The organism is Fibrella arboris (assembly GCF_041321095.1).
In the GTDB taxonomy this organism is placed as follows: Bacteria; Bacteroidota; Bacteroidia; order Cytophagales; family Spirosomataceae; genus Fibrella; species Fibrella arboris.
Genome location: NZ_JBGGWE010000004.1, coordinates 441,409 through 454,699 on the forward strand (window position 1 = coordinate 441,409; position 13,291 = coordinate 454,699).

Here is a 13,291-nt window from a genome sequence, read left to right on the forward strand (position 1 = left end):
TGTCAGACAGGTACTGGCATAGAGAAAGCAATATACATTTTTCGCATTTACCGGTAGTTTATACCGTATTATCACTATTTCATGATATAATATTTTGTATATTCTTTATTTATACAAATAAATGATTAAATACAAAAACGCAGATGTTTACGCCTTGTCTCCCTGGAAATGGCCTGGGTTTTTAATAACAATTTAATTGAATTCCTGCTTCATGGCGCTTTTGGCGGCCTCCACCTTTAGCCAGTAGGCTGTAAACGCACAACGCCCGACCAATTGGCCAGGCGTTGTGTGTTCATGAACCTACGACTGGGTGTACCCCAACGTGTCGGTAGCTTACTTCGGATTCTTTGTAGCGGCACTACCCGTAGCGGCTGGGTTATAGGCCAGTTCGTTGTCAGGTACGTCCCAATAATCCAGGAAGTTGTAGTTGATGGTGGCGTTGGTGCTCACCTTACCGGCTTTATCCACAACGACAGCCCCTTTGCGGCCATCGGTGATCACGCCCCAGCGGCGGGCATCGTAGAATGCTAAACCACGGAAGACCAACGCTACCCGACGTTCTTTACGTAATTCTTCCAGAGCCTGCGCCTGGGTGAGGCCCGTTAACGGGGCCAGACCAGCACCCTGCGATGTACGAACGGCATCAAGCGATGTCAAGCCACCGGCAATGTCGCTGGTATAGATTTTGGCTTCGGCTTTCATTAGCTCGTTTTCTTCAAACGTACTCGCCAGATACAGTTCATAGGCACCTTCGGTCCGGTTGTTCAACACCACAACACCAGCCATCCCCTTACCACCGTCATCAATCAACCAGCGGGTGTTAAATGAATTGCCCCGGTCCTGGTTGAACAGGATCGCCGACGGTTGTTTAGTGAAGTTGTTGTCTAACCGCTTATCGCCCGCCGGGAAATCCTGAATCAGGCGCTCGCTGATCTTAAATGTACCCCCAGTTGGGCCGGTAGACTTAGCCGCAATGTTCCCGTCCAGCCTGCTCATAAAATCAGAGTTTGCATTGGACCGGCCTGTGAACACCTTATCCGCTGCTTTCACCCCATCGTTAGTCAGCGTCAGCACTTGGCTCCATTGTGCGGCGGTCATCGTTTTGGCTGGTGTATTGACCAGTATGTTACGGGCCTTCATGGTGTTTATATTCCGCTTCCACTCGTCTGGTGTTGGCACTACGCCTTTACCCACCTGGTTGAACGAAGGGATCAAGCCTCTCATCACCGCCGTATAATCAGTACCACCTGCACCCAACGCCGTAAGCGCGGTGCTGGCGAGGTCAAAGTTTTTAGCGGCTTCTTCAATGATCTTTTCTTTAGTAACGTAGTTTCCGCTGGTTACTCCGGCCTTATCGTTAATGAGCCCGGCATAGTAGATGGAGCCTATACGCGAGTAGGCATAGCCTTTCCACCAGTAAGCCCAGGCTTTCAGGGTGTTCAGCTTGGCAGCCTGAGCCGCCGCATCGCCCGCAAATTTGGTACTGGCCGCAATTTCCAGCACGGAGTTCATCCCGTTATTCAGGTTATACATGTAGGCCCACTCGTTAAACAACGGATTGGCACCACCCTGAGCGTTTACGTTTACCGTGCGAATCAGGGCAATTTGCGTATTTACCGAGCTTGGGTTAGTCACTTTTGTGCCATCATCGAGCGTCACCAGATCGGGCATACCGATCTGATTACCAAACTGGTTGGCGGCTTCTTCACCCACCTCATCACCCATCAGGGAGTGAAAGCCAACAGCGCCTGTCCAGAAACCGCCGGGCACACCGTCATAATATTTTATACCGGCACTTGAGTTACCCATACCGTTGATATAGACCGTTCCCTGGGCAAGCGAGATTACGCCCACTTCCGTTGCCGCGCTGGAGGGCGTAGGCTGGTTGGGGTTTTTTACATCCAGCTCGTCCGTGCTACAGGCCATCAGTAAGCCGGTGACGGTCAGGGTAAGCAGGGTATTTTTGATGTATGTCTTCATGAATTTGATTCAGTGTTGATTGAGCGATTAGAAACCGAAGTTTAGACCAATCTGGTATGAGCGCAGGTTAGGCATGGTATTATGATCTGTTCCCCGGTCAAAGGCTGAGTTTTCGTTACCCGTTGTCTGGCCTGAACTCACTTCAGGGTCCATGCCCGTATACTTCGTGAACGTTAGCAGGTTACGGCCGCTAAGCTCAAGTTGCAGGTTGCGAACAGGCAGTTTAGGAATGGCTTTTGCCAGGTTGAACCGGAGCGAGACGTTCCGTAGGCGCACAAACGAAGCATCTTCGTAGAAATAGTTCTTGGTACCATTGTTAGCACCGGCCTGATACACGCCCCGGTAGAAGGCTGTCCAGGCACCGGTGTTGCCATTGATGGTGATTGGCTCGGTATAGTCTGAGCTAATACCATCGCGATACAACCAGCTTTTGGTTTGGTTGTAAACATGGCTTCCCTGCGTCCAGTCAAACTGGAACCCGAGCGTCACAATATCCCGGAACGATACGCTGTTGATAAACGTCGAGGTAAAGGCCGGATTGGGGTCACCCAGGCTGTACTGCTTCGAGCTGAACAAAGGCTGTTTTGTCGTTTTGTTGACAACGTACCCATTGCTTGCCACTTCATATAAGGCTTTGTTTGCCTCCGAAATAGCCGGCGTGCCATCAGGCAAAATCTGGTTCAGGTCACGAATGGCCACGAATCCAAACAACTGGCCAATTTTCTCACCGGCCTTCAGCACGTAGTTTGTGCTACCCGCGCTTGAGGTTACTGTAATTTGTGCGTTCCCTTTTACAGACGTAATCTCTGAAGTCTGTTTACCAAAGTTGGTTGTGAAATCCCAGGTAATGTTCTTACCGCGATACAGGGTTGTATTCAGTGAGAACTGAAGCCCATTCGATGATAACCCAAACGCGTTGTCTTTCAGTTGGCCAATACCCGTAGATGGCGCAGCATCGACGTTATAAATTGAGTTGTCGGTGCTCCGTTTCCAGTAGGAGAATGAGAAGTTCAGTTTACGCAGCCAGTCGCCATTGCCACCTTTTACGCTAAAATCGGTCCCAACTTCCAGCTCTTTCGATACTTCTACGCTCAGGTCAGGGTTACTTTGAGTTGGACTGTAGTAGAATACGTTGTTGGTGCCCATCGATCTGGTACTTAATGTCACGTACCGGTCAAACGGACGGGGCTGAATACCAGCTTCGCCATAGGCCGCCCGAATCTTGAACTCGGGTACAATCTGCCCGAGCGAGCTATTCTGCCAGAAGTTGAATGAAGATGGCCGGATATAAGCGTTACCCGCCGGGAAGCCAAATGGCGTTGACCCACGACCAAAAGCCGATGAGTAGTCGCTGCGGTACGTACCTGTTACCCCACCGAAATCGCCAAATTCAATGTTCTGGCTGACCAGATACCCAAAGGTGATGAACGGAGTCACGTTGTCGAACCGGGTGCGGGTAGAGGTTGCCTGAGCTGCCGTTACGGGGCTATACAGGGGCAGGCCCAGATTGGCTACACCGTTTTCGCTATACACGTTTTTCCGGTAATCAAACCCTACCAGGGTGTTGGTACGGATGGGCAGGTTGATGTTAAAATCCTTTTGGAAATCAGTCTTGATGGTCGCGCTTGTAAACGCGTTCTGAAACACGGTTTTGTAGTTAAACTCCGTGATCTCGCCGCTTCCGTCAGAGTTATAATACGATGTATACCGTGTTCTGTCGGCTATGTTATTACGATTCTGCGTCTGGTTAAGGTATGTATACCGATCTGTCTCAGTCTGGTAATTCAGCCCGTAACGGGCGTTCAGATCAAGGAACTTGATGGGGCTATACGTCAGATTCAGGCTCTGAATCACATCGATCTTATTGTCGTTATGGGTCAGATATTGCTGGCGGTAATTTGGGTTAAACGCATTTACACCCGATGCATCCCCATAATATCCACCGTAATTTCCGTCTACGTCAACGGCATCGTAGTTGGCAAAAGGACGCGTGTTGTTTACCGAGTAAAGCAAATTCCGGTCATCCACTTTCAGCGAATTGCGCGTGTATACCAACTGCGTTACACTGCGCAGTGTCAGGTTTTTGGCCAGCGTCATGCCGATATTGGTTACCAGGTTGGTCCGGTTGAAATCACCGTTATTCCGAATTGGGCTCGACTGGTAGTTGTTCGAGAGCGTGATGCTGAAATCGGACCGGCTGTTGCCACCCGACAGGTTCACCGAGTTGTTTATCGTTTTCGACGGAACCATGAAGGTGTTGAAGTGATCGTAGTACTTCAGGTTCTGGTCGTAGGCTTTGTTGGCGTTACTGTTTACATCCAGTGCGTTGTACTGCACGTTTTCGCTCCACCGGAGGGAGTTCGGGTCAAGCGTAATGGGCTTACCCGATACACCGATAACATTGTTACTGGCGTCAGTCACAAAGGCATGCTTGTCGGCTTTGCGTACGTTACCAATGTTCAGGTACGTGTTTTCGGCGTAGCTGTTTGAGAAGTTAACCCGGATTGGGCCGTCGACGCCGCGCTTGCTGAACAGCTGAATGACCCCATTGGCACCCTGCGCTCCGTAGAGCGTTGAGGCAGCGGCACCCTGAATCACTTCGACCCGATCAATGCTGCTCAGATCCAGCGAGTTGAGGTCGGTCACCCCAACCTGCACACCATCCATCAGCACTATGGGAGCCGTTCCCCGGTTTACCGTATTAATCCCACGCAGCAGGATATTGGCCCGTGCACCGGGTGTGCCGTTTGCGCTCACAATCTGGGCACCGGCAATTTTACCGACCAAGGCCTGATCGATCGAGGCGGTTGGAGCAGCAGGCAGATCTTTTGACGATACCGATTCAACCGCAATACCCAGTTTAGCTTTCGTTGTAGCCACACCAACACCGGTTACCACTACTTCGCCAAGTTGACGGGCATCACTAGCGAGTGACACATTCACTACAGATTGGTTGCCAACGACTACTTCTTTCGTTACAGACCCGACAAAGCTGAAAACCAGGGTTGCACCCGTGCCAGGCACCGCGATTGAGTAGTTTCCTTCCGCATCTGATGATGTCCCACGCGTTGTGCCTTTGATAACGACTGAAACACCCGGTACAGCCTGGTTATCATCGGCTGAAATTACTTTTCCGGTTACGGTTTTGTCCTGGGCTAGACATATAGTCCAGGTAGAGCAAACTAGAAGTAAGCTCATGAGTAATAGTTGCCTCATAGAGTACGGTTTTTAGATTGAGTGAAAGTACTAGTGCTAATGAATTCACAAAACTAATTATTGTTCGGTGAGTAGACAATAGGCCTTCCTGTATTTGGCAACTTTTTATTCGGCAATAAATTACTATATCAGAATATTATTCTAGTATTCGATATTTTTTATAATGTAATGATTTACGAGCCAATCTAAAATCTTTGCCATAAACCACTAGAATATACCACTTTATTGATCAACACTCAGCTTACATATACCATTTAATACTTAAAAAAATAAGTAAGTATAGTAATACAGCAAGGCGGCCAACTACCAGCTGGCTGTTGCCTTTCTTATAAAATACGTATGTGTTTATGTCAGACAGCGCTGGCAATAGCGTCTGCTATCCGGAGCGTTCGGGCGTACCGATAACCTGACTGGAAGATCTCGCGGGCGTGGCGAATATCCGTTACCGAGAAGTTAACGAGGCTTGGTGGCTCAATAACAAAGTGGCAGTGCTCCAGGCGCTCTTTAGTTTTACTACGCACCGATAAGACCAGACTTCGCTCAATAACGCCGCGCGCCGTTCGGATAGGCTTATTGGCCGGAAATGGATTGCAGTGCGAGCCGATCAGGTAATCTACATGGTCGATTACGGGCTCGATCGGAAGATTATTCAGCACTCCTCCGTCAATGTACTGCTTCTTGTTAATGAGTAAGGGCTCAAAAATTCCCGGCAAGCAACAGGAAGCCAGCACGGGACGAATCAGCTCACCCTGATCGAAGATCACCAGTTCGCCTGCATTAAGATCCACGGCAGCGACGTGCAGGGGAATACTGAGTGCCTCAAAACTATCGGTAGGAATATATTTACGGTACAGATCAATGGCGGTGTCGATCCGTAACAAGCCCATCCGGGTCCAGGCAGGCCGCAAATGCCGGACAAAGGAGGAAGACTCTATAATTTTCAGCGACTCGTCGGGCGTGTAGCCAGTGGCGGTCAGGGCGCCTGTTATAGCCCCGGCGCTCGTACCCGACAGACGATCAATCTGGATGCCCTGTTCGATCAGGGCTTTTATGACACCGAGGTGAGCAATGCCGCGCGCGCCACCTCCCGATAAGACCAAACCAATCTTCATGTAGTTTCAGCTGATAAAAGACCAACGAACGCACCTAGGAAACGTACTATCCTCGGCGAAGGTTTACGCCAGTAAGTCGGCCAGTCGGCCCTGCTCCCGAATCGTGACGCCTTTTTCGGTCTGGTGTACAGTGGCGGCTTCAATGACCGGATCATGTTCAAACACAAGTACCCAGTTTTCGGCCGCTGCCTGCGCCAGCAATTGCTCTTTCTCGGTCATGGTTAGTAACGGGCGCACGTCGTAGCTCATTACGTAGGGGAGCGGCAAATGCCCCGCCGAGGGTATAAGGTCAGCGCAGAATACCACTGTTTGTTCGCCAAGTGTCAACTTGGGCAACGCCATTTTTTCGGTATGCCCATCAACATAGAGTAGCTCCAGGCCAGGTACGTTCAGGTACGTGTCGTTCACAAACCGCAGTTGTCCACTTTGCTGCAACGGCAGGATATTCTCGCGCAGAAACGACGCTCGCTCTCTCGGATTCGGACGAACAGCCCATTCCCAATGGGCCGGGTGCGTCCAGTAACTAGCCGCCGGGAACGTAGGGCGAAGGGTCTCTCCTACCCGCTCAACGGCGCCACCAACGTGGTCGAAATGCAAATGTGTCAGCAGCACATCGGTAATATCCGATACCGAATAGCCAGCCTTTTGAATCGATGAAAGCAGCGTGGCATCGCCATTCAGTGCATAATGGCCAAAGAACTTTTCGTCCTGCTTCGTGCCAATGCCTGTATCGACCAGTATCAACCGGTTACCGGACTCGATGAGCAGGCACCGCATGGCCCAATTGCAGCGGTTCTGCTCATCGGCCGGATTTTTCTTCTGCCAGAGCGGTTTTGGCACTACCCCAAACATGGCTCCTCCATCGAGTTTGAAAAAGCCCGTATCAATCGTCTGTACAGTCATTGAGTGCGTTGACAAGTCCTGGGCGAACTTACGGATAATTTCAGCGACAGGGTAGCCCCTACCTGGCTAAACGCATCCAGGAACGCTGATAGCCTCTGCTTTACCGGCTGGTGCAACAAATCGGCCAATACTGAGCTGACCTGGTAGTAACGGGTCCTTCCTCGCCTGAGCTGAGCCTGCTTAACCCTGGCTAAGGGGGTCCTAAAACGTAAAAAGCCCCGCAACCAGTTGGCTTGCGGGGCTGCTGTGTGGGCCAGCCTGGGCTCGAACCAGGGACTTACTGATTATGAGTCAGTTACTCTAACCAACTGAGTTACAAGCCCTTATCAGACCGTCGTTGCCGTTCTGACAGCACAAAAATACACCTTTCAACCGAATTTATGACCATCCCGCCGATTTTTTCGTTTTTAAGGCGGTAGCGACCTGCTACCTTTAGCCCATGGCCAACAAGAAGAAAATCCTTAACGACCCGGTCTACGGTTTCATCAGCATTCAATCGCCGTTACTCTTCGATCTGGTTGAACATCCCCATTTTCAGCGCCTTCGTCGTATCAAACAGTTAGGCTTGTCAGAATACGTATATCCTGGCGCCCTGCACACCCGCTTTCACCATGCCCTGGGGGCTATGCACCTGATGGGGCAGGCCACCGGTACGTTATGCAGTAAGGGAAATCAGTTGTCGGAGGCCGAATGCGAAGCCGCTCAGATTGCCATCCTTCTTCACGATGTAGGCCACGGCCCGTTCTCGCATGTGCTGGAATGTTGTATTCTGGAAGGCATACACCACGAGGAAATATCACTGATGCTGATGCACGACCTGAACCGGCAGTTTGGTGGTGCCTTGTCACTGGCGATCGAAATGTTCGAAGGCACGTATCATCGGCCATTCTTCCACCAGTTGATATCCAGCCAGTTAGATATGGACCGGATGGATTACCTGAATCGCGACTGTTTTTATACGGGCGTTGCGGAAGGCGCCATCGGGGCGGAGCGAATCATTAAAATGCTCGATCTGGCCGATGATCAGCTGGTTGTGGAGGATAAAGGGATTCTTAGCGTCGAAAATTTTCTGAATGCCCGGCGGCTGATGTACTGGCAGGTCTACCTGCATAAAACGTCGATCTGTTGCGAATCCATGCTGGTGCAGATTCTTCGACGGGCTCGCTTTCTGGCGCGCAATGGCGAACGAATTGACGCGCTGCCCGACTTTCTGATGTTCCTGCGTGAAAGCATCTCTATCGATGAGTTCAGGGCAAATCCAACGTACCTGCAGGCCTTTACCCAGATCGATGATTACGACGTCTGGGCCTGCGTTAAAGCCTGGGCCACGCACCCTGATCCGGTTCTGTCCATACTCTGTCAGATGCTGCTCGATCGGCGGCTATTCAAGATTATCCTATCGACCGAGCCTTTCCAGCCCGTTCTGGTCGAAGAGATGACCCAGCAACTTCGCCGCAAAGGGCTTTCCGACGATGAACTGTCTTATTTTCTGGTTGAAGGCCAGGCGACGAATGCCGCTTACCTGCCCACGGGTGACTCTATTCGGATCAAATTCAAGAATGGACTCGTGCGTGATATTGCCGATGCGTCGGATCTAGCCAACATTGGTGCGCTCTCTACCATCGTCAGACGCCACTACGTTTGCTGGGCACGCGAGCTGAATTGGGTTGTTGCCCGCTCCTGATTAGACAGCACAAACAATAAATTGAATTAAATGACCATTTATACGAATAGTGCAATTTGTTGGCTACCTTGCGAACCTAACGTCTACTTAGACGGAATCCTAGTTCCCGGCTTATTAAACGCTTATGGAGTTCACAGTCAGGCAAATAGCTGCCCTGCTTAACGCTGAGGTTAGTGGCGATGACACATTGACGGTCAGCCAGTTAGCTAAAATCGAAGAGGCATCTACCGGTAGTATTTCCTTCCTTTCCAACCTGAAATACGAGCCTTTTTTATACAGTACTCAGGCGTCTGCTGTCATTGTAGACCACTCATTTACACCACGTGAGCCTGTTTCTACCACGCTGATTAAGGTCGAAAACGCTTATTTGGCGTTCACCCAATTATTAGAAGAATACCATCGGCAAATCAGTTTTGCACGCGTTGGCGTCGAGCAGCCGTCCTACATACATGAGAGCAGCAGCATGGGCGAGCGGGGCTATCTGGGGGCGTTTGCCTATATCGGCAAGCAATGCAAGATTGGGCAAAACGTAAAAATATACCCGCACTGCTACATTGGTGATAATGTGACCATCGGCGATAACACCATTATCCATTCCGGTGTCAAACTTATCGACAACACGGTTATTGGCCGTCATTGCATCATCCACCCCAACGCCGTTATTGGTTCAGATGGATTTGGGTTTGCGCCTCAGGCCGATGGCACCTACAAAACCATTCCCCAACTGGGCAACGTAGTTATAGAGGATTACGTCAGTATTGGCTCCAATACGACCATCGACTGCGCCACCATGGGGTCTACCATCATTCGTCAGGGAGCCAAACTCGATAACCTGATTCAGATTGGTCATAACGTTGAGGTTGGCCGTAATACAGTTATTGCCGCCCAAACGGGCATTTCAGGGTCAACCCGGATTGGCGAGAATTGCGTTATCGCGGGTCAGGTCGGTTTTGCCGGTCACCTCACCATTGCCAATGGTACTAAAGTTGGTGCCCAGTCGGGCATTGGCAAGAGTGTGTCGGAAGAAGGCGTTTCGCTGAATGGATCAACAGCCTTTCTGCTTCGTGATAATATGCGCTCGCAGGCCATCTTCCGTCGGTTGCCCGAGCTGGAACGCCGGGTTAATGAATTAGAAAAAAAACAAAATTAGTTTTCTGTCTTCTGTTTTCTGTCTTCTGTTGCTGCGCTATTCATCTGGTATATCATATAGCAACGCAACAGAAGACAGAAGACAGAAGACAGAAAACAGTTTACGATGAATATTAAACAGCAAACTATACAAAAAGCCGTTTCGGTATCGGGCGTAGGATTGCACACGGGCGTGTCAGCTACCATGACGTTCATGCCGGCGCCTGCAAACCACGGTTATAAATTTCAGCGGATCGACCTGCCGGGTCAGCCAACAGTAGATGCCGACGTAGATTTTGTCGTTGACCTGTCGCGCGGCACTACGCTCGAGCAGAATGGGGCCCGCATCCATACTGTCGAGCATACGCTGGCGGCTCTGGTTGGTCTCCAGATCGACAATGCCCTGATCCAGCTCGACGGGCCGGAGCCCCCCATCATGGATGGCTCATCGATCAAATTCGTGGAAGCCCTTCAGTTTGCCGGTCTTGAAGAGCAAAACGCCGACCGGAAGTACTTCGAAATCACTGAGTTTGTTCATCACCGGAATCCCGAAAAAGACATCGAGATTGCGGCCCTGCCGCTGAATGATTATCGCCTGACGGTGATGGTCGATTACAACTCGCAGGTGATCAACAGCCAGCATGCTTCGCTGAATGACCTGACGCTCTTTTCGCAGGAAATTGCCTCGTGCCGCACGTTTGTGTTCCTGCACGAACTGGAAGCCCTCTACAAGCAGAACCTGATCAAAGGGGGTGATCTTAGCAACGCCATTGTCATCGTTGACCGGGACGTTGATGAAGGGGAGCTCGATCATCTGGCCCAGCTACTGAACAAGCCACGCGTTGGCGTAAACAAGCAGGCGGGTATCCTGAATAACCTGCAGTTGCACTATCCCAACGAAATGGCCCGCCACAAACTGCTCGACATGATTGGTGATCTGGCTCTGATCGGCCGGCCCATTAAAGCGCAGATCCTGGCCGCCCGGCCGGGTCATGCCGCCAACGTAGCGTTTGCCAAGAAAATTAAAAGCCTGATTCAAAAGAACGCTCAGAACCAGGTGCCTCAGTACGATCCCAAGCAGCCGCCCGTACTCGATATCAACCGCATTACGCAGTTACTGCCTCACCGCTATCCGTTTCAGATGATCGACAAAATCGTTGCGCTCGACGAGAGCAGCGTGGTCGGCATCAAGAACGTGACGATGAACGAACCTTACTTTCCCGGGCATTTCCCGGGCAATCCGGTTATGCCGGGCGTATTGCAGCTGGAAGCAATGGCGCAAACAGGTGGTATACTGGTTCTAAGTACCGTGCCAGATCCTGAAAACTACTGGCCTTACCTGATCGGTATAGAAAACTGTCGGTTCCGTCGCAACGTATTGCCCGGCGATACCGTAATCTTCCGTTGTGAGTTCAGCTCACCCATGAAGCGCGGCATCGTAAAAATGCAGGGACGTGGCTATGTGAATAATAATCTGGTCTGCGAAGCCGACATGATCGCCAGTTTGGTAAAGAAAAAATAGTTTACTGTCTGCTGTTTACTGTTTACTGCGGTCCGCCGCTGCGGTGCGCTGCTAATCTGAACGTACCTGAGCAAGCGGAGCAACAGTAAACGGTAAACGGTAAACAGCAAACCATCTTCAGAATGATTCAACCATTAGCCTACGTCCACCCCGAAGCCAAGATTGCTCAGAATGTGGTGATTGAGCCTTTCGCTATTATCCACAAGGACGTTGAAATCAAAGAAGGCACCTGGATTGGCTCTCATGCCGTCATCAACTCTGGCGCACGCATTGGTCGCAACTGTAAAATTTATTCAGGTGCCGTCATTGCCGGTGTCCCTCAGGATCTAAAGTTCAATGGTGAAATAACCCAAGCCATCATCGGTGATAACACCACCATTCGTGAGTATGCCACCATTAGCCGGGGAACCGAAGAGCACTGGCGCACGGAAATCGGGGCCAACTGCCTCATAATGGCCTATGCCCACGTAGCCCACGACTGCCGGATTGGCGATCACTGCATCATTGTCAATAATGTGCAGATGGGGGGTCATGTACACATGGGCGACTGGGCCATCATCGGTGGATCGAGCTCTGTTCACCAGTTCGTTAAAGTTGGTTCGCATGCCATGGTATCTGGCGGATCATTGGTGCGTAAAGATGTTCCGCCCTTCACGAAAGCGGCGCGTGAGCCATTATCCTACGCGGGCATAAATTCTATCGGACTTCGTCGCCGGGGATATAGCAACGAGCAGATCAACGAGATTCAGGAAATTTACCGCTACATCTTCCTGCGCGGCTTCAACAACGCCGAAGCCCTGAATCGCATCGAGCTTGACATACCGGCCACTGCCGAGCGCGACGAAGTGCTCAACTTCATCCGGAATTCGGAGCGCGGTATCATGAAAGGGCCAGGTGGAGGCAGCGGGGAATAAAGATCCGTTTACAGTATGCAGTTCACCGGTTGAAGTTGCGCTGCTTGCTGAATGCGTTGCTACCTGGCAAAGCAACTGAGGACTGTAAACTGCAACCTGCAAACTTGAAAGTTATAGCTGAACAGATTGGCAAAAAGTACCGCCGGGAATGGATTTTCCGGGGCGTTGATCTAACGCTTTCGGCCGGAAACAGCTACACCTTTGTTGGCCCGAACGGTAGTGGAAAATCGACGCTACTGCAAGTACTGGCCGGTATGCAGCCCGCGTCGGCAGGTACGTTAACGTATCTGGTCGGGAACAAAAAGATCGACGACGAAAACTGGTTTCGTCACCTTATTCTGGCGGCGCCTTATCTCGAGCTCATTGAAGAACTAACGCTGCTCGAACTGCTTGATTTTCACCGACGGTTCAAACCGTTTCGGCATGGTACAGCATCGCTTGAGCTGATCGATCAGATGCAACTTACCCACGCCCGGGATAAAGAGATCAAGTTTTTTTCGTCGGGCATGAAGCAACGGGTTAAGCTGGGGCTCGCGTTTTTCTCAGAAGCCAGTATCGTCCTGCTCGACGAACCAACCTCGAACCTCGACCGGCAGGGCGCCGCCTGGTATCACGAGCAGGTCAGCCGGTTGATTGATCCCGCAACAACGCCCCCGGTCTTACTCCTGATCGGCTCCAATCAGCCCGCAGAATACGATTTCTGCCCGAACGTACTCGATGTCGGTCAGTGGAAGCGTTCATAAATGGCCAAAAAAACTACTGAATGCCAGTTTGTCTGGCAACGTATCTGGTCTGGCGGCAGTATTCCGGTATAGTGCCTAAGCAACCGGAG

The 13,291-nt window shown here is 51.0% G+C and carries 9 protein-coding genes and 1 tRNA gene; 5 read left to right on the forward strand and 5 right to left on the reverse strand.

Annotation, left to right across the window (positions count from 1 at the left end; genetic code table 11):
- Positions 1-333: 333 nt before the first annotated feature.
- The 5 genes from ACAW75_RS09435 to ACAW75_RS09455 form a co-directional block, all read right to left on the reverse strand.
- Complete coding sequence (locus ACAW75_RS09435) at positions 334-1,980, reverse strand: RagB/SusD family nutrient uptake outer membrane protein (protein ID WP_370728445.1); 1,647 nt, start codon at positions 1,978-1,980, stop codon at positions 334-336.
- Between the two features lie 27 nt (positions 1,981-2,007).
- On the reverse strand, positions 2,008-5,178 hold the full coding sequence (locus ACAW75_RS09440) for a SusC/RagA family TonB-linked outer membrane protein (protein WP_370728446.1): 3,171 nt from the start codon (positions 5,176-5,178) through the stop codon (positions 2,008-2,010).
- 368 nt (positions 5,179-5,546) lie between these two features.
- The gene (locus ACAW75_RS09445; protein ID WP_370728447.1) at positions 5,547-6,308 is read right to left on the reverse strand and encodes a patatin-like phospholipase family protein; all 762 of its coding nucleotides are present in this window, start codon (positions 6,306-6,308) and stop codon (positions 5,547-5,549) included.
- Between the two features lie 63 nt (positions 6,309-6,371).
- Positions 6,372-7,211 (reverse strand): MBL fold metallo-hydrolase, encoded by an 840-nt coding sequence (locus tag ACAW75_RS09450; RefSeq protein WP_370728448.1) that lies wholly within the window; start codon positions 7,209-7,211, stop codon positions 6,372-6,374.
- Between the two features lie 249 nt (positions 7,212-7,460).
- Positions 7,461-7,534: transfer RNA gene (locus tag ACAW75_RS09455), tRNA-Ile, on the reverse strand.
- 116 nt (positions 7,535-7,650) lie between these two features.
- On the opposite strand from ACAW75_RS09455, the gene ACAW75_RS09460 reads away from it, so the two are divergent.
- The 5 genes from ACAW75_RS09460 to ACAW75_RS09480 all read left to right on the forward strand — a co-directional run bounded on the left by ACAW75_RS09460 (position 7,651) and on the right by ACAW75_RS09480 (position 13,202).
- Complete coding sequence (locus ACAW75_RS09460; RefSeq protein WP_370728449.1) at positions 7,651-8,895, forward strand: HD domain-containing protein; 1,245 nt, start codon at positions 7,651-7,653, stop codon at positions 8,893-8,895.
- A 124-nt stretch (positions 8,896-9,019) separates the two neighbouring features.
- Positions 9,020-10,045, forward strand: coding sequence for a UDP-3-O-(3-hydroxymyristoyl)glucosamine N-acyltransferase (lpxD, locus tag ACAW75_RS09465; RefSeq protein WP_370728450.1), 1,026 nt, complete (start codon positions 9,020-9,022; stop codon positions 10,043-10,045).
- A gap of 105 nt (positions 10,046-10,150) precedes the next feature.
- Positions 10,151-11,545 carry a bifunctional UDP-3-O-[3-hydroxymyristoyl] N-acetylglucosamine deacetylase/3-hydroxyacyl-ACP dehydratase gene (locus ACAW75_RS09470; RefSeq protein ID WP_370728451.1) on the forward strand — a complete coding sequence of 465 codons (1,395 nt, stop codon included), beginning with the start codon at positions 10,151-10,153 and terminating at the stop codon, positions 11,543-11,545.
- 122 nt (positions 11,546-11,667) lie between these two features.
- Positions 11,668-12,459, forward strand: coding sequence for an acyl-ACP--UDP-N-acetylglucosamine O-acyltransferase (gene lpxA / locus ACAW75_RS09475; protein ID WP_370728452.1), 792 nt, complete (start codon positions 11,668-11,670; stop codon positions 12,457-12,459).
- 104 nt (positions 12,460-12,563) lie between these two features.
- A complete protein-coding gene (locus tag ACAW75_RS09480) occupies positions 12,564-13,202 on the forward strand; it encodes an ABC transporter ATP-binding protein (RefSeq protein ID WP_370728453.1) in 639 nt (212 codons plus the stop codon).
- The last annotated feature ends 89 nt before the right edge of the window (positions 13,203-13,291 follow it).